The following is a 24,264-nucleotide window of genomic DNA, read 5'->3' as shown; positions in this document are numbered from 1 at the left end:
AAATCCTGCTCCCGCAACCAACACTAATTCACCTGACATATCAAAGGCTTCGGATGAACCATCCGGGGCCTTCTTCGTGTTGGGACCCTCCGTACCCGCCGCAAGCCGCAGCAGCCCGGCCAGATCCCCTGACGTGCTCCCCTGAAAAGTCCGCGATTTGAAGTTAGCCTGTTCTCCAAGCGAGGAGACAGACGATGCGGAAAATTCGCCGCTTGGCTCCAGGCTGATGCGGATCGTCTCGCCGCAGCGGCCGAACTCCTCGGAGGGGAGTCTTGGAAAAACCGCGCTCTGGTGGTGGCAGAGGCAATAGCCCGCGGGGAAGGGCTCGAGGAGGTTGAGGCAGATCTGGCTGCTCTCCGCCGGCTTCTGACGCTCGAATTCACTGGCGAAATCGACAGCTTCGAGGCGGTCCGTTTCCTCTCGGTTCATCCCGACGATCCTCGCGCCGACGATGCGCGGCTCTGCGCCGAAGCTCTCGATCGAGGTCTTGATGCGATGCGCATCTACGCCGAAACTGGTATCAAGGAGGTCGCTTGATGGACAATGTCTCCGGACTCGTAGCTGTTGCCCTCGGCCACTCCCGCACAGTGGGCAAGTGCCTCGACGCGAAAATCATTCCACTGCTGGCTCCACGTCATCGCAAAATCGCGGGTGATATCAGTCGGCGGATTGGCGCGCGGACCATCATCAACGAAACTTTCCTAAGTGATCTGGAAGCACTCATCGTGCTCCTTGGGCAGGAGGCCGAGAAAGAGACGACTTTTGCATGGCGTGGTCATGAGCATGATCCCGATTGCGGTTATCAAGTGTCGGTTCGCACGGAACGCGCCAGCGCCCTGCTCGTTGTTCTCGATGAGGTCGTCGACTTGGCTACGGCTGTTGAGCATGCTCTCGACGCCGCTGAAGCGGAAGCTATTGCGAACGCCCTGTTCGAAACCTAAGATCCGCGGCGCATCCCGTGATGCGCCGCCTTGACTGCGAACCGCTTTCCTCATCCGGTGCGCGAAACGGGGCTGAGAAAACAGGGCCGCTGCTGGGGGGCTTGTTTATTGAAGCCTTCGCTGTGCATTTGAACATGCGGTTCCGGATCACCCGCCAACACTGCGCAGACGGTGCAGAGCGCAGACGCTGATGCCGCGGCTCACACGAATGCCCAAGTATACGCCTTCGCGATTTTTTTGCTCCCGGGGCGTCAATGTTGAGGGCACCGCGAACTTCTCTTGGTTTGGCCGATATCAGGGGGCAATCCCGCCGCGACGGCCCCATCGCCTTAGTATTGTCCGTAGCAAAAACTGTAGCAATTATGGCGCTCTTGAAGAGTCTCATCGCCAATTTTTCTTGCTTTTCAGCGGCTTAACCAGAAGCTTGATTAGTTAAATGGTGCCCGGGGGCGGAATCGAACCACCGACACGAGGATTTTCAATCCACTGCTCTACCCCTGAGCTACCCGGGCACGGGAAGGCTGTTCGCCTTGGGTGGGGGCCTTCTATGCCGTGGGCGCGGCGGTGTCCAGAGGGTTTTTCAAAGAAAATCGCTAATGGCGCGTCTGCTGCGGTTTTTCTTTGGATGCTTGCGCGCGTTCCGCTTCTTCCAAAGCGTTTTCAATGTCTTCCGGGTCCTGGCTGGGCACTGAGTAGGCGCCGGTCAGCCATTTTCCGAGGTCGATATCGGCACAGCGCTTGGAGCAGAATGGGCGGTAGCTCTTTTGCGATTCCCCGCCGCAGACCGGACAGCTCATTTCAGCACCTCGCTCAGGGCAATCCGGCCGCGCTTGCGCTGCAATTCGTAGTGGCCGAGGTTGGTCCAGCCTGCCAGTACGGTTTCCTCGGAATCCGCCCGGAAAGCGGCCCGCAGCGCGGTTTCAAACCCGCGGCGGTCCTTTTTCGGCATCGGGGCCAGGTCCAGCACGATCTGTCCACCCAGGCCGCGCATCCGCAGGGCGCGGGGCAGGGCCTTGGCGGCCGCCATATTGGCCTTGATGCCTGCTGCAAGAGAGGTGTCCGAACCGGTGTTCACATCCACCGCGACCAGGGCGCGGGTCGGCTCGATGAACAGGAAAGCACCCCCTGGCAGCGGCTCGCGGATGCCTTGAGCCGTGTCCAGTGCGTCCAGCACGCCGAGGCGCTCAAACCCGCCCGGCTCGCGCTCAATATCCGCAGGTTCTACCCAGTCCCGCCAGGCCAGCAGGTGCGGAGTGTCGCCTTGGGCCAGAACCTCAGGCTCGGTCCCTTCATCCTGCATCACTTGCGCCGCCATGGCCGCCATGGTGGCAACGTCTTCGGCGATCTCTTCACTGTCTGCCCCGGCGCAGGCAGAGCGCAGGATCAAGCCGTAACCAGAGGCGTCCATTTCCTCATGGGCAATCTCCAGCAGCCGGTCGCGTTCATCCTCGTCGCGGATGCTGCGCGAGATGTTCAGCCCCGGCGCCTCCGGCGTGACAATGGCGAAGCGGCTCTTGAACAGCAGCTTCTGGGTCACCGGAATGGCTTTGCCAGGCTCGGCATAGCCGGAGACCTGCACCAGGATCATCTGGCCCGGTGCCAGCCCCTTGACCTGGCGCAGGAAGGCTGGGCCGTCCGGCGTGGTCAGGAACATGCCGCCCTGGCCCTTGACCGGCCGGTCGGCGCGGGCGCGGTAGATGGTGCCGGGGGCAGGGGCGTCGCTTTCGACCAGGATGTCTTCCAGCTTGCCGTCCACCATAAGGGCTGCGGCTTCGCGGTCCTGGATGTGGTCGAGAATGATGGTGCGGCCCTTCATGCGGCGGCCTCCTGATAGAGCGGCAGCCCGGCGGCGCGCAGCAGGTTTGCGGTTTCAGAGAGCGGCAGACCGACGATGCCGGTAAAGGATCCGCTGATCCACGGAATGAAAGCGCCGGCAGGGCCCTGGATGGCATAGGCGCCGGCCTTGCCCTCCCAATCGCCGGTGGTGAGATAGGCGTTCAGTTCCTCGTCAGAGAGGTTTTTCATCTTCACCTGGCTGACCACGTCTTTCTCCCATACCCGGTCCCCGCGGCGCACCGCAACGGCGGTAATCACGCGGTGGCGGCGGCCGGAAAGTGCCAGCAGGAATTCTGCGGCTTCGCCTGCATCGCGCGGCTTGCCCAGGATGCGGCGGCCAAGCGCCACAGTGGTGTCTGCGCAGAGAACGACGTCATCAGGGCCGGCTGGAACGGCTTCGGTCTTTTCCCGTGTGACGCGCGCGCAATAGTCGCGCGGCAGTTCGCCTTTTCGGGGGGTCTCATCGATTTCCGGCGGGCACACCTCGTCCGGATGCACACCCAGTTGCGCCAGCAATTGCAGCCGCCGCGGGCTGCCCGATCCCAGGATAAATGCCATGCCGTGGCCCTCTTATCTCTTTGCGCCTGTCATAAGGCGAAATCCGCCGTCAGGAAAGCGGGCCGGGTCTTTTCCTCTTGCCCGAAATATCCCTGCCGGAAGCTGCGGCCGTCAGGCCGCCAAAAACAAAAGCCCGGCAGAATGCCGGGCCTTGATATTTCTTCCAGATCAAACGCTTACTTGAAGCGGTAGTTGATCCGGCCCTTGGTCAGGTCATAGGGGGTCATTTCCACCTGGACCTTGTCGCCAGCCAGAACACGGATGCGGTTCTTGCGCATCTTGCCTGCCGTATGTGCGATGATTTCATGGCCGTTCTCAAGCTCGACCCGAAACGTCGCGTTAGGCAGGAGTTCCTTCACGACACCGGGAAATTCGAGCGTATCTTCCTTGGCCATGTTGTCTCCATCATTGGGTTAACCCGCAAACTGCGGGACGTGCGCTTAAATGGGGTCATTTTTCCAATATTTCAAGGGCTCAATCAGCAAAGTGCGGCCTTTGTGACCGATTTCACCCGCGGCATTTGCTCCTCCCAGTGCAGCCGGTTCAGCACTCCGCCATCTGCCCTTACATGGGCGATTGCCTCCAGGTCCGCTTCTCCATAGGTCCAGCCCGGCTGGTTCAGGGTGCCTTCGGCCAGAACACCGGTGCCGGGGAAGCCCTTGTCCGGCGGGCCGAAAATGCCGCCTGTGCCGGTGTTCATGTCCACCGCTTCCGACCATTCATTGGCCCCGGTAATAGAGGCCATGGCGGTCACGCACTGGTTTTCCAGCGCCCGCGACATCGCGCCGATGCGCACCCGCCAATAGCCGGCCAGCGCCTCGGTGCAGGATGGGACCAGAATCACATCTGTCTCCGCCAGCGCGCGGCCCAGCAATGGGAACTCGCTGTCATAACAGATCAGCACGCCGATTCTCCCCAGGGACGTGTCAAAGATCTTGAGCGGCCCGCCGCCCGTGATGCCCCATTCCTCGCGCTCGAACCGGGTCATGATCTGCTTGTCCTGATGATCCCGCTTGCCAGTGGGCGTGTAAAGCTCCGCACGGTTCACCGGCCGGTCCAGCCCGCTGTTCACCGGGGCAGAGGCGCCGAGGATATGCACGCCATGTTCCGCAGCCAGTTTCAGGTGCAGCGCTGCCGCATCTTCCATTTTCTCCGATACGGAATGAATCGACTGCTCCAGATCACCTGCAACCGCAGCGCCATCCAGCGTGGACAGCTCCATCGCGCCGTATTCGGGAAACACCAGCAGCTGCGCGCCATTGCCGGCGGCTTCTGCCACCCAGGCGGCCAGCTTGTCTTCGTACTGGGCCCAGCTTTCGAGCCAGTCGAGCGGATAGGCGGCGGTGGCGATTTTCATGCGGTCTCTCCGGCAGTCAGTGGCCGCATCCCGGTGCGGTCCTTCCGAAGGATTGCCCGGCATAGCGGCCCTGCGCAAGGCTATGCGGCACCCTGGTTTCATCTGATGCCGGGCACGCCGAAAAAACTCAAACAGAATGCACATTTTTGCAACGGAAACAGCCGCGTGCTGCGTTCCATCTTGGTGCTGCCCGGCATTTTGGCCATTCTCTCGTGCAGCGGATCATTTGATTTATTGAAAGAAGGACCACTCCCTTGGCGACCAAGCTTGATGACAAGAACCTGAAAGGCGTTATTGCCGACATCCCGAAAAAAGGTTTCCGCACCAAATTCTGGCGCGAATACCGTGCCGGCGCCTGCAAAGGCAGCGGTGTGGCTAAATACATGGACCAGCTGGAAAAACTGGGTGTGCCGCCGTCAGGCGACCCGGCCAAGGCGGATCTGGATAACATGCCGGAGATCGTTCAGGCCTTCAGCATGCTGGCCAACGCGATGCTCAAGGCGCGCGGCAAATGCGGCAAGCTGCAGTCCCACAGCCGCGAGCTGTGTCTGGCCTATGCCAAGCAGATCGAAAAACGCGAAGATGCGGCGGCGGATCTGGCCCGCAACGCGGACAAGATCAAGCAAAAGCAAATGGCGCAGCAGCTGAAGGCCGAGAAGGCCAACGAGGAAACCGACAAGCATCTGGCCAAGCTCAAGAAAGAGCACGAAGAAACCCGCAAGCTGATCATCAAGGAGATCAAGGCAGCCGAGGTGCGTGGCAAGAAGATCGAAGCCGCCTGCCTGGACATTTCCAAGGATGTGAATGCTGCGCTGAACAAGCTGGAAGCAATCAAGAAGGCTTGGAAGTCCGCCTATCACAAGGAGGGCGCGGATCGCTCCAAGATCGAAGCCCAGGCCGACAAGGGCATTCGCGACCTGACCAAGGCCTACAAGATCGATGCCCACGCCAAGAACGTGAAGGGCGCTTTGCCCAAACTGTTCAAGGAGCTCGCCGAGAACTACAAGCAGTTCAAACAGGAAGATTACAGCAAGAAGGAATATGTTGCGGCCGGCAAGGCGGTGACAGCGGCCAAGCGCACATTTGATGACGCCCGCGATTCCGTGAAGCTTTATGCCACCCAGCAGAAGATCGCGCTGGAAGAAGTGCAGGCGGCGCGGCCAGAAGGCGTCTGAGCCAAATCAGTCAGGCGCCCGTCGGGGCGCCTGTCTCCGTTACAGATCCCGGATCCAGAACTGCAGCGGCTTGCTGGTTTCCCCGGTTTGATCCACATCCTTCCAGGAAAAATACGCAATGGCACCCTCCAGAGGCGCATACCCGCGCTTGCGCCAGAAGGGATCCAGCGGCGCGTAATCCGAAGGCCGCAAAGGATGATCCGCCGGACGCTGCACGCCGCAAAAGGCGGTTTTCTTGAACCCGTGCTTCCGGGCATGTGCCTCGCGCGCGTCAAAGAACCCATGACCGACGCCATGCCCGCGGTATTCCGGCAGCAGCACGGATTCGGCGCAGTAGAAGACGTCGTTCAGGTCAATTCCGGCGCCTTCAAACGCGGCCGCAAAATCATCTGCATGATCCGCCAGCGGTGCGCCAGTGGAGGCCCCCACCAGGGTATCCCCGTCAAAGGCCCCGACCACCACGGCGCGGGCGCTGTCGCGGTAGCTTTGCAGATACTCCCGCTCATAGGCCAGATCCCCGTCGTATAGATACGGCCAGGCGCGGAACACCGTGATCCGCAGGTGCGCCACATCGTCCAGCGCGGCCTCCAGCGCCGCGCCGGTCATGGCTTCAACCCGGATGGTCATCCGGCTGAGACCTGGGCTATCCAGTCCGCCAGGTTGTAATAGGTGGTGACGCGGGAAATCTTGCCGTCCTTCAGCTCAAAGAACGAGCCCGCAGGCAGGCGGTAGGTCTGGCCCTTGGCCTCCGGCAGGCCCTCGTCGGTTGCCAGATAGGTGCCGTTGACGATGAACTCCGCTGCGGCGCGGCTGCCGCCCTCTGCGGAAAAGATCACCATATCGGTCAGCTCTTCCTTGTAGCAGCGGTCCATATGGGCGCAGAACTCCGCGAACTTCTCCTTGCCCACCCGGATTTTGCCCTCGTTCACATGATGGGCAATCTGCTCATCCAGGCAGTCCAGCATGGTGTCCGTGTCGCCGGCGTTGAAGGCTGCGAAATAGCGCGCGATGGTGTCGGTCATGTTCTCTCCGTCGGTTCACCCCAGCGGTTCTTCAGGTGCTGGATGATTTGATCCCGTGTTTGACGGTAGATATCTAACTTGGCCTGGCGCGTCTCGCCGAGCCCGGTAGGGTCCATTATCGGCCAATATTCGACATCGAGGTGAAAAAAACGGGTGAGCTCCAGCGCCCGGCGCTGGCTGGCGGGCGACAGCGCCACCACCAGGTCAAAGGACGACAAGTCATCGCCCCAGCGCTCCATCTCGTCAAAGGAGCGCGACCGGTGGCGCGACAGTTCCACGTCGATCTCCTGGCAGACCGCGATGGAGAAGCCGTCGATCTCCATATCGTTCTTGACCCCGGCCGATTGCACATAGGTGCCGGTGCCATAGAATTTCTTCATGATGCCCTCCGCCATCGGAGAGCGGACCGAATTGTGGTCGCAACAGAACAGAACGGACTGCGGCAGCTCCTCCACGCGTCAGCCTCCGAAGTGCAGGACGCAGATCAGGGTGAACAGGCGGCGGGCGGTGTCGGTGTCGACCTCGGCCTTGCCCTCCAGCCTTTCCTGCAGAACCCGGCTGCCTTCGTTGTGAATGCCGCGCCGCGCCATGTCGATGGTTTCGATCTGGCTGGGGGGCATTGTCTTTACCGCAGTGAAATAGCTCTCACAGATCTGGTAGTAGTCCTTGACCACCTGCCGGAAGGGCGACAGCGACAGGTGAAACTCTGCAGCCTTCTCCCCGGCTTCGGTGTTGATGTCAAAGACCAGCCGCTTGTCGCGGATCGCCAGCCCCAAGTGGTAGGGACCGGCCGGAATGTCGCGGTCTTCCCGCTGCGGCAGGGCAAAGCTGTTGTCCTCGATCAGGTCATAGATCGCCACCTTGCGCTCCTGCTCGATCTCGGGCGTCGGGGGCGGCAGGTTGCGGTCGTCCAGTTCGATATGGCTGATGCGGCTCATGGGTCTTTGTCTCTGATCTGCGCAGGGGCGTCCGGCCATGAGTATCGCACCGCTTTGCCCGGGGCAATGCAGCAGCGGGCGTCAAACGCCTGCCCGTTTGCGGCAGTGCTTGACAGGCAACGCCTCCGCAACCAGCCTGCCGCCAGCAGGAGACAGAGAAATGACAGCCCTCGAACAGTTTTCCCTTCATGGCCGACGTGCGCTGGTGACCGGCTCCACTGACGGTCTCGGCTTCGCCGCGGCCCGCCTTCTGGCAGAGGCCGGGGCTGAGGTCTGGATCAATGGCCGCAGCAGGGCGCGGTTGGATGCCGCGCGCGCCCGGCTGCCCGGCACCGCCCGCCCGCTGGTGCTGGATATCGCCGACGAAAGCGCCGCGACCAGGGCGATGGCCGAGATCGCACAGGAGGGCGGGCTGGACATCCTGGTCAACAACGTCGGCCAGCGCGACCGGCGCAGCCTGCCCGAATTCACCCGTGCCGATCTGCAATCGCTGTGGGAGGTCGACCTGGTCTCGCCCTTCCGCCTGTCCCAGATGGCGGCGGCGCAGATGGCGCCCAAGGGCTGGGGCCGCATCATCAACATCTCGTCGATTGCTGGCCTCATCGCGCAATCCGGCGACGCCGCCTATACCACCGCCAAGGCCGGCATCAACGGCATGACCAAGGCGCTGGCGGCAGAGCTTGGCCCCCAGGGGATCACGGTGAACGCGATTGCCCCGGGCTTCTTCAAGACCGCACCCAATATGGCCGCAGCTGCGGATCCGGCAATTGCGGAGAAGCTCAGAAACGCTACCGCGCTGGGCCGCTGGGGCGAACCGGAAGAGCTTGCTCCCGCGATCCTGTTCCTCGCGTCACCCGCCGCGTCTTACATCACCGGGCAGGTACTGGCCGTGGACGGCGGATACACTGCGCATTATTGATCTGCCAGCCGCTTCTTTCTGGCCCCAAATATCCCGGGGTGAATGCGCGGCACGCGCAGAGGGGCAGCGCCCCTTTCTGCGTTACCCGTTCAGCGCAGCCAGACGTGCAGTTACTGACAGCCCGTGCGCTTCCAGGCTTTCGCTTTTTGCCAGCACCTCGGCTGCAGGGCCGATGGCGCGCAGCGAATCCGGGGTCATCTGGCTTAGCGTCGTGCGCTTGAGGAAATCCATCACTGACAGGCCGGAAGAGAACCGGGCAGAGCGTGCTGTCGGCAGCACGTGGTTCGGTCCGCCAACGTAATCGCCAATTGCTTCGGGGGTGTACTGGCCGAGAAAGATGGCGCCGGCGTGCACTGTTTTTTCGCTCAAGGCTACCGGATCGGCGACACACAGCTCCAGGTGCTCCGGCGCAATGCGGTTCGACAGCGCTGCCGCCTCATCCAGGTCCCTCACCGTGATCACCGCGCCGAAATCGCGCCAGGAGGCGCCGGCAATGGCGCGGCGCTCCAGCGTTTCCAGGCGCTTGTCCACGGCCTCAGCTACCGCACGGCCAAAGCCTTCGTCATCGGTGATCAGGATCGACTGGGCGCTTTCGTCGTGTTCGGCCTGGCTCATCAGGTCCAGGGCGATCCAGTCCGGGTTGTTGTCCTTGTCCGCAATCACCAGGATCTCCGATGGGCCTGCAATCATGTCGATGCCGACCTTGCCGAACACCCGCCGCTTGGCCGCGGCGACAAAGGCGTTGCCGGGGCCGGTGATCTTGTCCACCGGCGCGATGCTCTCGGTGCCATAGGCCAGCGCCGCCACCGCCTGCGCGCCGCCGACGCGGTAGATCTCATCCACACCCGCCAGCCGCGCCGCCAGCAGTACCAGCGGGTTCACTTGCCCGTCCGGGGTCGGCACTGTGATCGCCAGCCGTTCGACACCGGCAACTTTGGCCGGGATCGCGTTCATCAGAACCGAGGACGGGTAGGAGGCCAGCCCGCCTGGAACATAAAGCCCGGCAGCAGAGACCGCCGACCAGCGCCAGCCCAGCGTTGCGCCGCTCTCGTCCGTCCACTGTGCATTTTCCGGCATCTGGCGCGCGTGATAGGCACGGATGCGCTCTGCCGCCAGCTCCAGCGCGCTGCGCTCCTCTGCCGGAACATCAGCGATCGCTGCATCCACCTCGGCTTCGGTGAAACGCAGTTGCGATGCGTCCAGTTCCAGCCGGTCGAATTTCGCCGTCAGCTCCACCAGCGCCGCATCGCCGCGGGCACGTACATCTGCAATGATCCCGGCCACGATGGCATCCACATCCGGGCTGTCCTCGCGTTTGGCACCCAAAAGCGCGGTGAAGGACTGTTCAAAACCGGCATCGGCGGTGTTCAGAAACTGCGGCATCGGGATCTCCTTTGGCCCCCGCATAGCGGCATGGGGGCAGAGCCTCAAGATTTATGCGTGAAGCCGGTGCAATTGGACGCAAGGCAAAAGGACTGGGTATGCCCAGCCAAAGGCGCTGAGACCTTAGTCCAGGGCTTTGCGCATCGGAATGCAGGGGGTACCGCAGCATCCGCCGGTCTCCTCCGAGGTCTCCCAGCCGTGTTTGCGGTAGAAGTCCAGCGCTGTCCGGGTGGCATCAAGGCGGCCCTCGGTATGGCCATCCCGCAGCAGTTCTGTTTCCAAATGAGCCAGCATCGCGGCGCCAGTGCCCCTGCCGGCCGCGGCTGGGGCAACATACAGCAGGGAGATGGCACCGCCCGGAGAGAGCCCGCCTACGGCGGCGGCCTCTCCGCCATGTTCGGCCAGCCAGTAACGCCCCGGTCCGCCAACCCAGCCGCGGATCTCCTCCGGCGTCTTGTTTGCAGTCCACTCCGCGATCCGGGTGGCATCACCGCAGTGGTCGGCCTGGCACATATCGCGGATCGAGGCGATAAGAACCCGGCTCATGGCAAAGACGTCAAAAACCGTCGCGCGGCGGATCTCCAGCGGTGCCGCCGGGGCGGCGAAGGCCTGGGAAATGCCGCGCTTGTTCTGCACGGTTCAGGCGCCGTGGTCCGGCGCCTGGCCGGAAGGGGCCTGGTAGGGCCGTGTGACATCGCGCAGGGAGACCTCCAGCGCCTCCACCGACAGACGCACCGCACCATCGCCTGCAAGGGTCAGCAGCACATGGCCCGCGCCGTCTTCGCCCGGCTCAAAGGTGACAGAGAGCAGCGACAGGATCAGGTCCTTGTCCTTGCGGTCGACCCCTTGTGAGGACACCCCCAGCACATTGTCCACGACCAGCAGCGACTGCACCCGTTCATAAGTCCGGCCCCGGCGCTCTGCCGAGTCGCGGTCTTCCCAGCGAAACCGGTTGACTAGCAGGGCAAAGCGGCGCTCTGCCGCGCGCCAGCTCATTTCAGTCACCGGAAACACCGCGTCCTGCAGCAGCGAGGACAGGACTTTAAGGTCCTCCTCCTCCAGCGCGCCCAGATTCAGCGGCGCCTCGCGGCCATCCTCGAAGCTGGCATCTGTCATGACTGCTCCTTGATCCGCTCGATTTTTGCACCGACACCGGACAGCTTGCGCACCACATGCTCATAGCCGCGGTCCAGGTGGTAGACCCGGCTGACCTTGGTTTCGCCTTCTGCCGCCATGCCGGCCAGGATCAGCGAAACAGAGGCGCGCAGATCGGTGGCCATCACCGGTGCGCCCTTCAGTTTCTCGACACCGGTCACCGTGGCATGGCCGCCGTGGACTTCGATCTGGGCGCCCATGCGCACCAGTTCTGGCGCGTGCATGAATCGGTTTTCAAAAATCTTCTCCTCCAGAACCGCGGTGCCTTCGGCGGTGCACATCAGCGCCATCATCTGCGCCTGCAGGTCGGTGGGGAAGCCAGGGAAGGGTTCGGTCACCACATCCACAGCGCGCACCCGGTCGTTCTTGCGGCTGACGGTTAGGCTGTTCTTGCCTTCGGTGATCTCGATGCCGGCTGCTTCCAGCTTGGTGCAGAAGCTGTCCAGCAGGCTGCGGCGGCCGCCCAGCAGCTCCACCTCGCCGCCGCAGATCGCGGGGGCCAGCATATAGGTACCCAGTTCGATCCGGTCGGTCACCACCTGGTGGGTGGCGCCATGCAGCCGGTCGACGCCCTGGATGGTGATGTCGGGGGAGCCGTCGCCCTCAATCTGCGCACCCATCTTGCGCAGGCAATCGGCCAGATCGACGATTTCCGGCTCGCGCGCGGCGTTTTTGATGACGGTGGTGCCCTTGGCAAGTGTCGCCGCCATCATGATGTTCTCGGTCGCTCCGACGGAGGCAAAGCTCAGCTCCACCACCGCGCCTTTCAAGCCCTTGGGTGCCTTGGCGTGCAGATAGCCGTCCTTCAGCTCAATTTCGGCACCCAGCGCTTCCAGCCCGTGAATGTGCAGATCCATCGGGCGTGCACCGATGGCGCAGCCGCCGGGCAGTGACACAACAGCCTGGCCCAGCCGGGCCAGCATCGGACCCAGCACCAGGTTAGACGCGCGCATCTTGCGGACGATGTCATAGTCGGCGACATGGCTGGTCAGGTCGTGGCTCGACATTGCCAGCACCTGGCCATCCTGCAGGCTCGACACTTCGGCGCCCAGCGATTGCAGCAGCAGCGTCATGGTTTTGATGTCGCTGAGCCGTGGCGCGTTGGTCAGCGTCAGCGGCTCCTCGCTCAGCAGCGTGGCCGGCATCAGGGTGAGGCAGGCGTTCTTGGCGCCGGCAATCGGGATCTGCCCGTTCAGCGGGCCGTTGCCCGTTACCAGAATCGAATCCATCTGACGTTATTCTCCGCTCTTGCCCGTGTCCTGGTCCTGCTTGTCTGCCCGCGCCTTGGCCTGTGCCTTGCGCCGGGCCATGTTAGCCTTCAGCGCCGCCTTCAGCCGGTCTTCGCGCGATGCTGCGGAACCGTCGTTTTTAGGTGATTTCTTCTCTGCCATAAGACTTCTGTAACTTAGTGCGAAAAAACCGTCCAGAATGGTCTTGCACCCCCCCGCGTTTATGCCTAAAAGCCCCCTCACCGGCGCTGCTGTAGCTCAGAGGTAGAGCACTCCCTTGGTAAGGGAGAGGTCGAGAGTTCAATTCTCTCCAGCAGCACCATCTGCTTTTTTGCGCCTGAAATGCCCTCCAACACCTTGAAGGGAAAGGAAATTTCGGGAGTTCGATAACCTTGATTTCGGCTATACTGAAGAGGCTCCACGAAGGCCAAACGGAGCACCGTTTGACGGGTGGCATGATCGCCATTTTTATAAATATTCCAAGGGTTTGCTAGGAATTTGAGCGATAGTTCGATAAATTCCTCCAGCCGTCCCTTTGGGGGCAGCCCAGAAGCCTCTTTCTCAGCCAACACGAACTTCTCGCGCTCAAGCTTTGCTAGGCGCGTCTCGTATGCACTGATCACGGCTTGGCTATTTGCCTCCACAATGCGATCCAAAAGGCTCTCAATCTGCTTCTCAACGGCTTTGAGCTGACGCTTGATCTCCCCTTGGGATGCCGTGACGGACTGGAGCCGTGCATTCCAAGCATCCTCAAACATCACACGAGCAAGCGTGAAGAGTTGCTTCGTCGGCTGCATGGCTTTGAGAATGTCTGCAAAGCCATCTTCGACCTTGGCACGCGGGATCGACTTCCGCTTCGACGGACAGCCGCGCGTATCGCACAGATAATATGCGTAGTGCTTGCGGCACCCCTTTGACCAACAAGCAGTCATTGGTTTGCCACAGTCATCGCAGTGCACAAATCCTCGCAGCGGGAAATCTTCGTTGAAATCCTTCCGCGCAGCAGGTCGCGCACGGCCAGCAAGCGCTTCTTGCACACGCTCGAAGGTTTCGAAGCTGATCAGACCCTCATGCTCCCCCTTTCGGACTGAGACACCCCATTTGGGCGCTTCAACGTATCCGGCGTAGACGACTTTCTTCAGTAGTCGCGAGACCGTCATTGGACGGAGCCGACCGTCAGGGAAGTCTTTCGGGAAGTGCGGGCATCGCTCGAAGAAGCGTTGTACTTCGGCTTGGGAGGCGAAACGACCAGTCGCAAAGCCCTCCAGGGCCTCTCGGACAGTCGAGGCAAGCGGCTCATCGGGGACGAGAACCTTGCCGCCACCACCTTTGGCCGAGACGTATTTGTAGCCGATTGGAGCGCGGAAAACCCAGAACCCGTTTTCAACGCGCGCCTTCATCTTCTGCATGACTTGTCGGCGATTTTGTTCGCGCTCAAGTTCTCCTTGAGCCGCGATAATCGTTTCAATGAATTTGCCTTCGGGCGTATCCTCAAATTTAAAGTTCAGGCATTCAACCAAAGCGCCGCGCGCCTTGAAGGCTTGGCGCAGCTTAATGTGCATTTCGGTCTCACGCGCAAACCGCTTGAGATCGTCAAAGATCACAACGTAGTTCTTTTCAGGCTGAGCATCGAGGTAGCTGAGAAGCGCCACCATGCCTGGACGTTTCATGAAGTCACCGCCTCCCGATGCATCATCGGGAAAGACGGCTTCTACTTCATAGCCTTGGGTCTCGGCATAGGCACGGCAGCGTTGCTCCTGGCTTTCCAGACCGCCACCATCCAGCTTTTGTTTGGTCGAGGACACCCGGCAGTAAATGACTGCTTTGAGTTGGGTGCCCTCCATTTTCTGTTCATGTTTCATCGGAACTCCTTTTTCTGGCGGTCCGCGATCACGTATCATCGCTGGCACGCACAAATTTCTTGCTCAAAGTGTCTACGGGCTTGGATTCATTAGAATCCTTGTCGCCTTGCACATCAAGCGATTGCTGGGGTTTTCCACAGACTTCTTGCGCCGGATGGACGCCGAAGCCGAGGTCCACGAAAGCGACGATGATGCTCCAGAGTGCCTGCATGATCTCGTCTTTCTGAGCATCACTCAGAGAAGGATCATCAAGATAGGCTTGATACTTCGCCGTATCGATCTCCAGACTTGGCTTAGCCGCCGCATCTAGCGTGAAGCGAACATCCTGTTCTTCATCGTATTCATTCATGGCCGCACCCTCCTTTCCCACCATAGGCGTGCGTTTTCCCGCATCCGCTACAAGCGGATGTACATCATTCCCGTCATGCCCTTGAGGTGCCCCATGCTGAACAGCGAAGGCGGAAGGCAGAGCGCCATTCAAGACGCTTTGTCCAACTTTCATTTTACCACCTTTGGTTGCTTCGTTACAAATTTCCGCGCCGCTACGTGCTGTGATCGTTTCAACTTTCATGTCTTTCTCCTTTTGCTGATTTCAGTTTTCAGACGTTCGGACGGTGGCCTTCGATGAAGCTCCACGTCCCATTTTGGTATTGCGGCAACTCTGCGAGCGCCGCAGGAACCGCTTCCGTGATGACTTTGAGTGATCGCTTCAGTTTGAAGCGACCAGGCACTTTGACCGTACTTAGATCGCGGTCGAAGTAAGGGTTCGGCCCATAGAGGCCCGAGTATCGCTTCATGACGAAGTACGGGCTTTTGTCCGCAAGGAAGGGCGGAATGCCGTAGCCCGATGCCATCACCAGAGATTGCTTGTGACTCATCCCGAGGATTTCTTCGGGCGTCATGAGCGCACGCGCCTGCTTGCGCTTGTGCCCGCGTTCATAATCCAGCGCCTTCATCGCAAGCCCTGTGCGAATGGCACCGCCCTTGTTCCCGAAGAGTGCATCGTGCATCGCGACCCGCATCTCACGTTGCGCACGGTGCTGGGTGAGATGATCGTCCAGCTCTAGCGTCTGGTTGCCGAGCTTGGCGCTCAAATGCCGCGCGGTCTCCAAATCCGAGATGCCGCCGCCGAGATAGACTTCGATGTCGGCACTGGCCGAGAGCGTCATTGCTCCCGTAGGCCCGAGGTTGTTTCGGATTTGGCCGATGTCCTGATAGACGCACACGGGGCAAAGTCCGAAGCCGCGCCCAATCGAGTAGAACTCGGCAATTTCTGGGAAGCGCCCGAGCTGGGCGGCTTCATCGATCACCAGATTGAGCGTTGGCGCATCGGGCCGCATCTGCTTGAGCGTTCGAAGTGTAGAGAAGAACTGGCGAATGACGGCGGCATTCTGTTCAGTCATCTCCGGCGGCATGACGAAGAAGACGAAGACGGGATCACTGCTATTCTCGCAGAGCACATCCAGCGTGAAGTCTGCCTCGCTGCTTCGAACGAGCGCGGCTTGAAGACGCGGATCGTTCATGAAGGCCAGTGCGTTGCTGATGCCGCCCATGACAGAGTCAAAGGTGCGGCGGCTCTCGGCTGCCATATCCAGCATCTCGTCATAGGTGATGCGAAGATCACCTTCTCCGAGAGCGCTCATGATCGAAGCCGTCTCTTCCCAGGCTTCGGGGTATGAGCGTACCATGCCGATCAGCTCATAGAGCGAGGACGGTGACACACCGCCATCCATGTGGACAAGGCCGCGCATCAGAGCATCCAGCCAGTTCTGGCCCTTCTGATCGAAGAAAGCCGAGTCTCCGCCGCCGCTTTCGGGCAGGAAGGTTCGCGCCGCGCGGCGGCAGTCCGCAACCAGACGCGGGCTATCGGGCGTAAGGTGGCTCAAAAGAGAGAGCCGATTTCCCTGAACGCCATGGGTGAAGTACGGGTTGATCTCGTACACACGCGCTTTCACGTGCGCAAAATACGGCTCCATCACCGCGCGCAGTTCGCGCTTGGGATCGAAGATCGCATAGCGTGCAGGCTCGCCGCTCCGACCAGGCGCATCCATCAGGTGCGCAAGGACGCTAGTGAATTTGCCCGAGCCAGCGCCGCCGATCAGCAGCATTCCGGCGTTCTTGGCGTGGAAGAGCTTGCGCCCATTATAGTAGCCAAACGGCACGCCGCCCTTCGCCTTGAAGGCGCTGTGGATTTCAAGTGGGCTGGCGAAACGCGCCGAGCCATAGGGGTATTGTTCCTCAAATCGCATGAGGGTCTCCTTTCAATTTAAGTTTTCGTTTGGGGTGGGATGGCGGCTTTTAGAGAGCCGCTATCCCGCTGGTAGATCAGCCACCGATGAAGATGCCGATGATTGCCATGATGATGATGAATCCGGCGAGTCCTTCGAGGAATTCCTTTACTTTGTCTCCGAAGGTCTTGACTTCGTAGCTGCGATAAATCTTGCCGACTTCTTTGGTTACTTTCTTAGGCATTTGGTTTCCTTTCATGTTTCGTTTCAGTTTTGATGTCTGGCCACTTCAGTGCAGTCAGCCAAATTGTTTTCAAATCAGTCGATAGGCGATGTAGACACCTGCGACTGTCAGGCCCGCGATGATCGCTGCGCGTGCTGCGAAGAACGTCAGGGGCCAGGTCAGGATCATCCAACAGACCATGATGAAATCGACCATTTCGGGTCCGTAGCTCCGCCGCGAAAACTCCCAAACATAGGGTGCTGTGAACTCGTGGAATGGTGGGCTGACGACGATGGAGACCATGGCAGCGGCGCAAGTAGCAAAGCCGCCTTTTAAGTCTTCACCTGGACCTCGACCTCCAGGGCCTTGATGGTGTGGTGGGTACATTATATTTCCGTCCTTTCGTTTGTTGCTGGTGCGACCGAGGCCGCACCTCTCCCGTTCACTGAAAGCGGTGCTTTCGGCGTTGGGCGTTTCAGATTTGTGGGCTGGTTGCCCCGGTTAGCGTTTCTGTGGGAGTTGGCCGACCCCCATGCGCGAGATATACGCATTCGGGAAAACAGAACCCAAGGCGGCCACTCTAAGCGCTTGAAATAAAATTATTTATTTGGGCGTCGAAAAGTCGATTTCCGAAAAATGTGATGGCACAATTTACATAGAGCAATACAGAGTGACCACTTAACGGGTCATCTTGAGTGTTTCTATCCGCCAAAGAGCGACAGATCGGAGCCAATCTGATTGTGAGCGACCGGATTCGGTCATAATCGTGGCTAGTTCAGCAAAAAACTCACGATCAAAGCGAAGACCGATAACCTCCGTACGTGGCATGCGCGGAGCCACCGTTTCTGTCGGCAACTCCTCCCCTGAATTGATGAACAAATTGACGGCGTCTATCAGCCACTGAGACCTGCTTTGGGTCTCCCTTATGCGGTCTATCTGCTTGGCCAGGTCTTTGCTAACGCGAACCGTCGTAGACTTATCTGCGCGGTTCACGCTGGCGTGGCGGCTGACATCTGGCTCCGGTAGCTCTGGTCTGGCTTCCCTTCGACCAAAGCGATCAACCTGCCCATCGTAATCATCGAAGCGATTTTGCGCTGATGAAAATCCGTGATCATGGAGTGCGCTCTTTATGGCATTCTCTATCCACGTGGCTTGGCTTTGCCCCATCATATGCGCTGCAGCCTGAATTCGGGCTTTGATGTGCCACTCTACACGGCATGTTATCTGAAACTTCTTTGACTTGTGTCTATTAACAGGCGCCCATGCCGGTTGCTTTGGATCGGGAAGCTCGTTCCTTTTTCTATTAGGCTTATGTCTCGCATCAGGTTTTGTGACGGGAGGGACGTAAAATGGTTCAGAGTAGAGTGTCTGATGAAGATAGACTAGGCACTGCTCCTGAAGGGCAAACAAGAAGTGCTCACTCGTTTCAACGCTTGGAATGAGAGTTTTCGCCAGCGAACCGATACAATGCGGCTTGGTGATGTAGCCTTCTCGTCTCCACAGTTCGTACAGGGTCTGAAGCGTGTCACGGGCCATCTGCTGTAGCATGTCTCTAGCGCGAACGGATAAGTCTTCGAGGCTTTCACAAACCACCTCGCCATCAAGCCAGTCCTCTAGCTGCTCGACGATCCATGGGAAGTCCTGATGCTCATTGGCTTTGATTATCAGGCGATGCTTCTTGAGCTGCTGGCGAACATGACCCCCAAACATTTTCGGATCGAAGGATGAAGATGTCTCGCTATGTCGGAGTTTACGGCTAGGCATTGTATAGGGTTAGCACATCGGCCACCGAGCATGGCAGTATATACTGTCCAACATCAAGCTTTTGGTCTGGTACTACCAGTCTGCGCCCCGTGAAGGCGGAAAGAATAACGTCGAACGCAAGCTGTGCGTGGTACTACCACGCTGCTTGGCAAGGGGTCCCGCTGCGCGCCCCCGTTGCATCCCCCCGGCCTGTGGCTCTTCCAGGGCATTGAGCCCGTTCAAGAGCCAGTAGAACGTATCCCCGTTCAATCAGTCGCAGGAGACTTCGCTCTCCCTGCACCCATCGATCAAAGGGCTATCGCGCCCCTTGAAACCACTCGCAACCTTTGGCCGTTGCATCACCAATCGGGGGAGCGTTCTTGCTACCCCCAATACCCCCATGACCATTTCATGGAGACCAGGAAGGAAGCATTTCATAGCTGCCCTTGCCTTGGAACCATCCCATCGACCACGGAGCCTTCGCGCCCCATTGGAACCCTGACCAACCTTCCGCAGATTGGATACCGTCACCGCATCGGCGCTGAACCCGATCAAATCACCCATGCCCGCCATTCTCGCACGCTCTTCCAATGTGGATAACTGCCCCCTAGGTCTCTTTGGGGATGCACGCACAAGATGTGCCTGATAACATGATCCAAAACCACAACTCGTCGGGGCAGAGAGCACATTGTACGAAAACGCATTCAACAAAATCGAACGAGACCTTCGCGCAGAAGAAGGCATTGCCAACGAGCTAGATTACGTGGAGCAAACCTCGTGGGTTCTGTTCCTGAAATACCTCCACGACCTTGAAACGGAGCGCGCAGACCGTGCTGAGCTCGACGGCGACGACTATACCCCCATCATTGATGGTGAATACCGTTGGGACAAATGGGCAGCGCCGAAAAAGGGCGGCGAATTTGACCACAACGTTGCCCGTATCGGCGATGACCTGATCAAGTTTGTTGATCAGGAGCTATTTCCGTACCTCGCATCCTTCCGCCAATCCGCTACGAGCCCGCAAACGATCCAATACAAGATCGGCGAAGTTTTCACCGAGCTGCGCAACAAGTTCCGTTCTGGCTACATCTTGCGTGACGTGCTCGAAGCCGTAGACGGCCTTTCGTTCAACACCCAGGCCGAACGGCATGAGCTCTCGCAGCTCTACGAAACTCGTATCCGCCGCATGGGCAACGCAGGCCGCAACGGCGGTGAATACTACACGCCGCGCCCGCTCATCCGCGCTATGATCAAGGTGACTGCTCCGAAGATCGGCGAGACCATCTATGACGGCGCGGTCGGCTCTGCGGGCTTCCTTTGCGAAGCCTACGACTATCTGCGCACTGACACGCTCTCGGCATCCGAATACGAGACCCTGCAAACCAAGACCTTCTACGGTCAGGAAAAGAAGGGCCTCGCTTACATCATCGGGATCATGAACATGGTTCTGCACGGCATCGAAGCTCCAAACCTGATCCACTCCAATACGCTCAATGAGAACGTGATGGATATTCAGGAGAAGGACCGCCACGACATCATCCTCGCCAATCCCCCCTTCGGCGGCGGTGAGCGGCGCGAGGTGCAACAGAACTTCCCGATCCGCACGGGCGAGACAGCCTACCTGTTCCTGCAACACTTCATCCGCAAGCTGAAGGCGGGCGGACGCGCCGCCGTGGTGATCAAGAACACCTTCCTTACCAACACTGACAATGCCTCAATTGCGCTGCGAAAAGAGCTGCTGGAGGCAGCCGAGCTGCATACGGTGCTCGATTGCCCTCCAGGCACCTTTCAAGGCGCGGGCGTCAAGACCGTGGTGCTGTTCTTTGAGAAAGGCGCACCCACGCGGGACATCTGGTACTATCAGCTTGATCCGGGCCGCAGCCTTGGAAAGACCAACCCGCTGAACGACGACGATCTGGCGGAGTTCATCGAGCTGCAACGCACCTGCCCGAACGGACCGAAAAGCTGGATCGTGAACCGCGCCGATCTGGATGAGACGACGTACGATCTGTCGGTCAAAAACCCTAACGCGCCGGAGGCCGCAGCGCTGCGCAGCCCGGAAGAGATCATCGCCGACATGCTGGCGCGGGATGCCGAGACGGCGCAAATCCTCGAAGACATTCGGGGGATGCTGTGAGGGAAAAATGGGATTCGAGGCCGCTCGGCGATTTCAGCGACATCAAGTACGGATACACGGCTAAAGCTGACAGCGAACCTGTAGGGCCTCGCTTCCTTCGGATTACCGACATCCAAAATGGCGCGGTAAACTGGGATCAGGTGCCTTTTTGCAGGGTCTCCGAAAAAGATCATGCAAAGCACAAAGTGAGAGAAGGTGACATTGTATTTGCTCGAACTGGTGCGACCACGGGAAAGAGCTTCCTAATAAGGAAAGCGCCTGACACCGTATGCGCTTCCTATTTGATCAAGGTCAGACCGAACACGACAACCGTTCTTCCTGAGTTTCTAAACATCTATTTTCAGACTTCAGAATACTGGGATGCGATTGCCCTTGGCACGGAAGGTGCCGCGCAAGGTGGCTTCAACGCATCAAAGTTGGGAGCACTGCCGATCCCACTACCGCCGCTCGAAGAACAGCAGCGAATTGTTGCGGTTCTTGACGAAGCCTTCGAAGGTCTGGCTCGCGCTCGTGTCCACGCCGAGGCCAATCTCCTAAATGCACGGGAACTTTTCGAGAGCTACCTTGCGGCGGCGTTTTCAGAGCATGACACGGGCTGGGAGGTATGTGAGCTTAACGATCATGTGCGCTTCATTGACTATCGTGGGAAGACACCTCCAAAGACTGAAAGTGGAATACGACTGATCACAGCCAAGAATGTGAAGATGGGCTTTATCCAACGAGAGCCCGAAGAGTTCATTCTAGAAAGTGCCTACGACGGCTGGATGACTCGCGGGTTTCCAAAACTTGGAGATGTCTTGTTCACCACCGAGGCACCGCTTGCAAACGTCGCACAGTTGGACACCGAAGAAACTGTCGTAATAGGGCAAAGGCTAATAACAATGCAGGCGGATCAAGAAGTAATTCTGCCGGAATTTTTAAAGTTCTCGCTGATGTCACCGCCAATGCAAACTGAAATCCACAGCCGTGGAACTGGTGCCACTGTCGTTGGAATTAAGGCAAAGCTACTCAAGACCGTTCCCCTAAGATTTCCAAAGGATTTGGAGCAACAGCGCAAGATCGCCATGAACTGCCAGAGCGCCTACGATAATATGGAGCGTCTTCAGGAAGGCTTTGAAGTAAAACTACGAGACCTCGAAGACCTTCGACAATCCCTTTTGCAAAGAGCCTTCGCGGGCGAATTAACATGACGTAACGAGTAAAGAAGATGAGCATTCAAGACGAAACCGAAGCCGATACCCGCGCCGAGCGCATAGACCCCGTCCTTGCGGCGGCGGGCTGGGGAAGGAACGGCTCGAAGGTGCGTCGTGAAGTCATCTGTCCTGGGCGCATCCAATCCGGCGGCACGCGCGGCAAGGGTTTGTCTTGTGACTATGTCCTGTTTCACAAGGGCCAGAAGCTCGCCACACTAGAGGCAAAGCGTGCTGGCAAATCCCACCGCGACGGAGTTGGGCAAACAAAAGACTACGCGACACGACTTGGAACTCGCTACGCTTACGCTTCCAACGGTCTGAAATGGTATCAGATCGACATGTCCACTGGGGCCGAAGGTGACATGGACCTACCGTTCCCGACGCCAGAAGAGCTTTGGGATCGCACCTTTGCCGATCAGAACGCTTGGCGTGAGCGCTTTGGTGCCGTGGACTTTGAGACGGACGGCGGTAAGTGGGAACTGCGCTACTACCAGCACAACGCGGTGAATGCCGCGCTTGAAGCCGTAGCCAAGGGCGACCGCCGCATCCTCCTGACGCTCGCCACGGGTACGGGCAAGACCTCCATCGCCTTCCAGATCGCGTGGAAACTGTTCCAAGCCAAGTGGAACCTGACGGGCGAGCCTGTGCGCCGCCCGCGCATCTTGTTCCTCGCCGACCGCAATATTCTTGCCGATCAGGCCTACAACGCTTTTTCCGCATTCCCGAATGATGCCGTGACGAGAATTGATCCCGACACGATCCGCAAGAACCGTGGAAAGCCGCCGAAGAACGCCAGCTTGTTCTTCACGATCTTTCAAACCTTCATGACGGGTGAAGGCGAGCCCGTTTACACACAGTATCCGCCAGACTTCTTCGACTTCATCGTCATTGATGAATGCCACCGAGGCGGGGCGAAGGACGAAAGTGAATGGCGTCGCTTGTTGGAATATTTTGAACCCGCCGCCCAGCTTGGCCTGACGGCAACGCCCAAACGCAAGCACAACGCCGACACCTATGCCTATTTCGGCGAACCCGTTTACACCTATGCCCTTCGCGATGGGATCGAAGACGGCTTCCTCACCCCCTTCAAAGTTCGTCAGATGGCGAGCACCATTGACGAATATGTCTATGACAGCAGCGACGAACTACTCTTGGGGAACGTTGAAGAAGGTGAGGCCTTCGCCGAAGGCGATTTCAACACACACATCGTCATCGAAGAGCGTGAGCTTAGCCGTGTAAAAGAATTCATGGGTCAGATTGACCAACGCCAGAAGACATTGGTTTTTTGCGCAACGCAGGATCACGCGGCGTTGGTGCGCGATCTGATCAATCAGGTAAAAGACAGCACAAACCCGAACTATTGCCACCGCGTAACTGCGGATGATGGCGCAGTCGGGGAGCAACATCTGCGCGACTTCCAGGACAATGATAAGACGATCCCAACAGTGCTGACGACCTCGCAGAAACTTTCGACGGGCGTGGATGCACGCAATATTCGCCACATCGTTCTAATGCGACCGATCCGCTCCATGATCGAATTCAAGCAGATCATCGGGCGCGGTACGCGCACCTATGAAGGCAAAGACTTCTTCACGATCTGGGATTTTGTGAAGGCGCATGAGAACTTCAACGATCCCGAATGGGATGGTGAGCCTCTTGAGCCCGAGCCTCCGAGCGGCCCACGGACACCTCCAGGCGGGCCAGAATCTGGAACGGGTGAACCGGGAGAACCAGGCGGCGGCACCGAAGAGCCACCACGAGAAAAGATCGTCGTGAAACTATCAGACGGCAGCGTGCGAAAGATCAAGTACATCGCCTCAACCACTTACTGGAGCCCAGAAGGCAAGCCCATCTCAGCGCAAGAATTTCTTGAACGCCTGTTCGGCGATCTAAAGGGCATCGTTGCAGACGAGGATCAGCTTCGAGCCGTCTGGAGTGATCCTGATAACCGCGAGCGCTTCCTTGATCAGCTTTCGGATCGTGGTTATGATAGGGACAGGCTTAGTGATATTCGACGATTAGTGGACGCTATCGACAGCGATCTCTTCGATGTCCTGAGCTACATCATGTTTACCAATCCACCTAGAACGCGTCACCAACGAGCCGATCACGTTCGATCTGAAGGCATGGCTGAAAATGAAGCGGAGACCAAGGAGCTACTCTTGGCAATCTTGGCCGCATACGAAGAACGTGGAGAAAGTGAGCTCGCAACGAAAAAACTAGGCACATTCCTAACTGCCCGCTACGGCAGCGTAAGTGAAGGCAAAGCGAAGCTTGGCGGACTTGATGCCATCAGGGCAGCGTTTTTGTCGATGCAATCTGTTCTTTACTCTGAGTGAGGCCAACTTTGTCGAACCCTGATTCC

Annotated in this window: 26 protein-coding genes, 2 tRNA genes and 1 pseudogene; 7 read left to right on the top strand and 22 right to left on the bottom strand. The window is 59.0% G+C overall.

Annotation, left to right across the window (positions count from 1 at the left end):
- Positions 1-429: hypothetical protein (locus tag RA25_RS23030; RefSeq protein ID WP_193747980.1), on the bottom strand; the 429-nt coding region annotated here is incomplete at its 3' end.
- A 107-nt stretch (positions 430-536) separates the two neighbouring features.
- Here RA25_RS23030 and RA25_RS13825 point away from each other — a divergent pair.
- The gene (locus tag RA25_RS13825; protein ID WP_039173204.1) at positions 537-941 is read left to right on the top strand and encodes a hypothetical protein; all 405 of its coding nucleotides are present in this window, start codon (positions 537-539) and stop codon (positions 939-941) included.
- A 437-nt stretch (positions 942-1,378) separates the two neighbouring features.
- Here the strand turns inward: RA25_RS13825 and RA25_RS13820 are convergent.
- The 6 genes from RA25_RS13820 to RA25_RS13795 all read right to left on the bottom strand — a co-directional run bounded on the left by RA25_RS13820 (position 1,379) and on the right by RA25_RS13795 (position 4,692).
- Positions 1,379-1,453 (bottom strand) — tRNA-Phe (locus RA25_RS13820).
- A gap of 81 nt (positions 1,454-1,534) precedes the next feature.
- Positions 1,535-1,738 (bottom strand): DNA gyrase inhibitor YacG, encoded by a 204-nt coding sequence (locus RA25_RS13815; protein WP_019295074.1) that lies wholly within the window; start codon positions 1,736-1,738, stop codon positions 1,535-1,537.
- Positions 1,735-2,757 (bottom strand): ribonuclease E/G, encoded by a 1,023-nt coding sequence (locus tag RA25_RS13810; RefSeq protein WP_039173201.1) that lies wholly within the window; start codon positions 2,755-2,757, stop codon positions 1,735-1,737. Before RA25_RS13810 ends, RA25_RS13815 begins: the two co-directional genes overlap by 4 nt.
- Positions 2,754-3,335 carry a Maf family protein gene (locus RA25_RS13805; protein WP_019295072.1) on the bottom strand — a complete coding sequence of 194 codons (582 nt, stop codon included), beginning with the start codon at positions 3,333-3,335 and terminating at the stop codon, positions 2,754-2,756. The genes RA25_RS13810 and RA25_RS13805 overlap by 4 nt, the downstream gene beginning before the upstream one ends.
- A 176-nt stretch (positions 3,336-3,511) precedes the next feature.
- Entirely contained in the window at positions 3,512-3,730 is a 219-nt protein-coding gene (infA, locus tag RA25_RS13800) for a translation initiation factor IF-1 (protein ID WP_005978431.1), read from the bottom strand.
- 83 nt (positions 3,731-3,813) lie between these two features.
- On the bottom strand, positions 3,814-4,692 hold the full coding sequence (locus tag RA25_RS13795; protein ID WP_039173198.1) for a carbon-nitrogen hydrolase family protein: 879 nt from the start codon (positions 4,690-4,692) through the stop codon (positions 3,814-3,816).
- A 254-nt stretch (positions 4,693-4,946) separates the two neighbouring features.
- On the opposite strand from RA25_RS13795, the gene RA25_RS13790 reads away from it, so the two are divergent.
- Positions 4,947-5,867, top strand: coding sequence for a hypothetical protein (locus RA25_RS13790; RefSeq protein ID WP_039173195.1), 921 nt, complete (start codon positions 4,947-4,949; stop codon positions 5,865-5,867).
- A gap of 39 nt (positions 5,868-5,906) precedes the next feature.
- On the opposite strand, the gene RA25_RS13785 is transcribed toward RA25_RS13790, so the two are convergent.
- Genes RA25_RS13785 through RA25_RS13770 form a run of 4 tightly spaced genes read right to left on the bottom strand, consistent with a single transcriptional unit; the run spans position 5,907 to position 7,827 of the window.
- Positions 5,907-6,494 carry a GNAT family N-acetyltransferase gene (locus tag RA25_RS13785; RefSeq protein WP_039146819.1) on the bottom strand — a complete coding sequence of 196 codons (588 nt, stop codon included), beginning with the start codon at positions 6,492-6,494 and terminating at the stop codon, positions 5,907-5,909.
- Positions 6,491-6,889 carry a ketosteroid isomerase-related protein gene (locus RA25_RS13780; RefSeq protein WP_039173191.1) on the bottom strand — a complete coding sequence of 133 codons (399 nt, stop codon included), beginning with the start codon at positions 6,887-6,889 and terminating at the stop codon, positions 6,491-6,493. Before RA25_RS13780 ends, RA25_RS13785 begins: the two co-directional genes overlap by 4 nt.
- Positions 6,886-7,344 carry an arsenate-mycothiol transferase ArsC gene (locus RA25_RS13775; protein ID WP_019295067.1) on the bottom strand — a complete coding sequence of 153 codons (459 nt, stop codon included), beginning with the start codon at positions 7,342-7,344 and terminating at the stop codon, positions 6,886-6,888. The genes RA25_RS13780 and RA25_RS13775 overlap by 4 nt, the downstream gene beginning before the upstream one ends.
- A gap of 3 nt (positions 7,345-7,347) precedes the next feature.
- On the bottom strand, positions 7,348-7,827 hold the full coding sequence (locus tag RA25_RS13770) for a UPF0262 family protein (RefSeq protein ID WP_019295066.1): 480 nt from the start codon (positions 7,825-7,827) through the stop codon (positions 7,348-7,350).
- A gap of 160 nt (positions 7,828-7,987) precedes the next feature.
- Between RA25_RS13770 and RA25_RS13765 the strand changes: the two genes are divergently transcribed.
- The gene (locus RA25_RS13765) at positions 7,988-8,746 is read left to right on the top strand and encodes an SDR family oxidoreductase (RefSeq protein ID WP_039173188.1); all 759 of its coding nucleotides are present in this window, start codon (positions 7,988-7,990) and stop codon (positions 8,744-8,746) included.
- Between the two features lie 81 nt (positions 8,747-8,827).
- Here RA25_RS13765 and hisD read toward each other — a convergent pair whose 3' ends face one another.
- The 5 genes from hisD to RA25_RS23025 all read right to left on the bottom strand — a co-directional run bounded on the left by hisD (position 8,828) and on the right by RA25_RS23025 (position 12,675).
- Positions 8,828-10,129: a histidinol dehydrogenase gene (hisD, locus tag RA25_RS13760; RefSeq protein WP_039173186.1), complete on the bottom strand. Its 1,302-nt coding sequence runs from the start codon at positions 10,127-10,129 to the stop codon at positions 8,828-8,830.
- A 123-nt stretch (positions 10,130-10,252) separates the two neighbouring features.
- Entirely contained in the window at positions 10,253-10,765 is a 513-nt protein-coding gene (locus tag RA25_RS13755; protein ID WP_019295063.1) for a GNAT family N-acetyltransferase, read from the bottom strand.
- 3 nt (positions 10,766-10,768) lie between these two features.
- The gene (locus RA25_RS13750; RefSeq protein ID WP_039173182.1) at positions 10,769-11,245 is read right to left on the bottom strand and encodes a DUF2948 family protein; all 477 of its coding nucleotides are present in this window, start codon (positions 11,243-11,245) and stop codon (positions 10,769-10,771) included.
- Positions 11,242-12,513: a UDP-N-acetylglucosamine 1-carboxyvinyltransferase gene (gene murA / locus RA25_RS13745; protein ID WP_019295061.1), complete on the bottom strand. Its 1,272-nt coding sequence runs from the start codon at positions 12,511-12,513 to the stop codon at positions 11,242-11,244. The genes RA25_RS13750 and murA overlap by 4 nt, the downstream gene beginning before the upstream one ends.
- A gap of 6 nt (positions 12,514-12,519) precedes the next feature.
- Positions 12,520-12,675 carry a hypothetical protein gene (locus RA25_RS23025; protein ID WP_019295060.1) on the bottom strand — a complete coding sequence of 52 codons (156 nt, stop codon included), beginning with the start codon at positions 12,673-12,675 and terminating at the stop codon, positions 12,520-12,522.
- Between the two features lie 85 nt (positions 12,676-12,760).
- Between RA25_RS23025 and RA25_RS13740 the strand changes: the two genes are divergently transcribed.
- Positions 12,761-12,835, top strand: a tRNA-Thr gene (locus tag RA25_RS13740).
- Between the two features lie 547 nt (positions 12,836-13,382).
- On the opposite strand, the pseudogene RA25_RS23295 reads toward RA25_RS13740, so the two are convergent.
- The 6 genes and pseudogenes from RA25_RS23295 to RA25_RS13720 form a co-directional block, all read right to left on the bottom strand.
- Positions 13,383-14,357, bottom strand: a pseudogene (locus tag RA25_RS23295) (recombinase family protein); the annotation flags it as partial.
- A 46-nt stretch (positions 14,358-14,403) separates the two neighbouring features.
- Positions 14,404-14,946 carry a hypothetical protein gene (locus RA25_RS22750; RefSeq protein WP_152612206.1) on the bottom strand — a complete coding sequence of 181 codons (543 nt, stop codon included), beginning with the start codon at positions 14,944-14,946 and terminating at the stop codon, positions 14,404-14,406.
- Positions 14,947-14,974: 28 nt separating this feature from the next.
- Positions 14,975-16,624 (bottom strand): type IV secretory system conjugative DNA transfer family protein, encoded by a 1,650-nt coding sequence (locus tag RA25_RS13725; RefSeq protein WP_039173173.1) that lies wholly within the window; start codon positions 16,622-16,624, stop codon positions 14,975-14,977.
- A 76-nt stretch (positions 16,625-16,700) separates the two neighbouring features.
- Positions 16,701-16,847 (bottom strand): hypothetical protein, encoded by a 147-nt coding sequence (locus RA25_RS23020; RefSeq protein ID WP_193747979.1) that lies wholly within the window; start codon positions 16,845-16,847, stop codon positions 16,701-16,703.
- Positions 16,848-16,916: 69 nt separating this feature from the next.
- Positions 16,917-17,129, bottom strand: a complete 213-nt coding sequence (locus RA25_RS23110) for a hypothetical protein (RefSeq protein ID WP_206539691.1) — start codon at positions 17,127-17,129, stop codon at positions 16,917-16,919.
- Between the two features lie 375 nt (positions 17,130-17,504).
- Entirely contained in the window at positions 17,505-18,590 is a 1,086-nt protein-coding gene (locus RA25_RS13720; RefSeq protein WP_152612205.1) for a hypothetical protein, read from the bottom strand.
- 667 nt (positions 18,591-19,257) lie between these two features.
- Here RA25_RS13720 and RA25_RS13710 point away from each other — a divergent pair.
- From RA25_RS13710 to hsdR, 3 genes are read left to right on the top strand one after another with little or no spacing between them, the layout of a single operon-like run.
- The gene (locus RA25_RS13710) at positions 19,258-20,706 is read left to right on the top strand and encodes a class I SAM-dependent DNA methyltransferase (protein ID WP_039173164.1); all 1,449 of its coding nucleotides are present in this window, start codon (positions 19,258-19,260) and stop codon (positions 20,704-20,706) included.
- Positions 20,703-21,896: a restriction endonuclease subunit S gene (locus RA25_RS13705; RefSeq protein ID WP_039173161.1), complete on the top strand. Its 1,194-nt coding sequence runs from the start codon at positions 20,703-20,705 to the stop codon at positions 21,894-21,896. Before RA25_RS13710 ends, RA25_RS13705 begins: the two co-directional genes overlap by 4 nt.
- 17 nt (positions 21,897-21,913) lie before the next feature.
- Entirely contained in the window at positions 21,914-24,238 is a 2,325-nt protein-coding gene (hsdR, locus tag RA25_RS13700) for an EcoAI/FtnUII family type I restriction enzme subunit R (protein WP_039173158.1), read from the top strand.
- Positions 24,239-24,264: the final 26 nt, after the last annotated feature.

It is taken from the genome of Leisingera sp. ANG-S5 (assembly GCF_000813925.1).
Taxonomy (GTDB): domain Bacteria; phylum Pseudomonadota; class Alphaproteobacteria; order Rhodobacterales; family Rhodobacteraceae; genus Leisingera.
The sequence above is the reverse complement of the archived record's forward strand: the minus strand, read 5'-3'. Positions and strand labels throughout refer to the sequence as shown.

Bases quoted from the DNA above. Each gene is read 5' to 3' on its own strand.
- infA (WP_005978431.1), bottom strand. From the start codon at position 3,730: ATGGCCAAGGAAGATACGCTCGAATTTCCCGGTGTCGTGAAGGAACTC.
- RA25_RS22750 (WP_152612206.1), bottom strand. From the start codon at position 14,946: ATGAAAGTTGAAACGATCACAGCACGTAGCGGCGCGGAAATTTGTAAC.
- RA25_RS13720 (WP_152612205.1), bottom strand. From the start codon at position 18,590: ATGCCTAGCCGTAAACTCCGACATAGCGAGACATCTTCATCCTTCGAT.
- RA25_RS13795 (WP_039173198.1), bottom strand. From the start codon at position 4,692: ATGAAAATCGCCACCGCCGCCTATCCGCTCGACTGGCTCGAAAGCTGG.
- RA25_RS13815 (WP_019295074.1), bottom strand. From the start codon at position 1,738: ATGAGCTGTCCGGTCTGCGGCGGGGAATCGCAAAAGAGCTACCGCCCA.
- hsdR (WP_039173158.1), top strand. From the start codon at position 21,914: ATGAGCATTCAAGACGAAACCGAAGCCGATACCCGCGCCGAGCGCATA.
- hisD (WP_039173186.1), bottom strand. From the start codon at position 10,129: ATGCCGCAGTTTCTGAACACCGCCGATGCCGGTTTTGAACAGTCCTTC.
- RA25_RS13725 (WP_039173173.1), bottom strand. From the start codon at position 16,624: ATGCGATTTGAGGAACAATACCCCTATGGCTCGGCGCGTTTCGCCAGC.
- RA25_RS13810 (WP_039173201.1), bottom strand. From the start codon at position 2,757: ATGAAGGGCCGCACCATCATTCTCGACCACATCCAGGACCGCGAAGCC.
- RA25_RS13770 (WP_019295066.1), bottom strand. From the start codon at position 7,827: ATGAGCCGCATCAGCCATATCGAACTGGACGACCGCAACCTGCCGCCC.
- RA25_RS13780 (WP_039173191.1), bottom strand. From the start codon at position 6,889: ATGACCGACACCATCGCGCGCTATTTCGCAGCCTTCAACGCCGGCGAC.
- RA25_RS13805 (WP_019295072.1), bottom strand. From the start codon at position 3,335: ATGGCATTTATCCTGGGATCGGGCAGCCCGCGGCGGCTGCAATTGCTG.
- RA25_RS23020 (WP_193747979.1), bottom strand. From the start codon at position 16,847: ATGCCTAAGAAAGTAACCAAAGAAGTCGGCAAGATTTATCGCAGCTAC.
- RA25_RS23110 (WP_206539691.1), bottom strand. From the start codon at position 17,129: ATGGTCTCCATCGTCGTCAGCCCACCATTCCACGAGTTCACAGCACCC.
- RA25_RS13750 (WP_039173182.1), bottom strand. From the start codon at position 11,245: ATGACAGATGCCAGCTTCGAGGATGGCCGCGAGGCGCCGCTGAATCTG.
- RA25_RS13785 (WP_039146819.1), bottom strand. From the start codon at position 6,494: ATGACCATCCGGGTTGAAGCCATGACCGGCGCGGCGCTGGAGGCCGCG.
- RA25_RS13765 (WP_039173188.1), top strand. From the start codon at position 7,988: ATGACAGCCCTCGAACAGTTTTCCCTTCATGGCCGACGTGCGCTGGTG.
- RA25_RS23025 (WP_019295060.1), bottom strand. From the start codon at position 12,675: ATGGCAGAGAAGAAATCACCTAAAAACGACGGTTCCGCAGCATCGCGC.
- murA (WP_019295061.1), bottom strand. From the start codon at position 12,513: ATGGATTCGATTCTGGTAACGGGCAACGGCCCGCTGAACGGGCAGATC.
- RA25_RS13825 (WP_039173204.1), top strand. From the start codon at position 537: ATGGACAATGTCTCCGGACTCGTAGCTGTTGCCCTCGGCCACTCCCGC.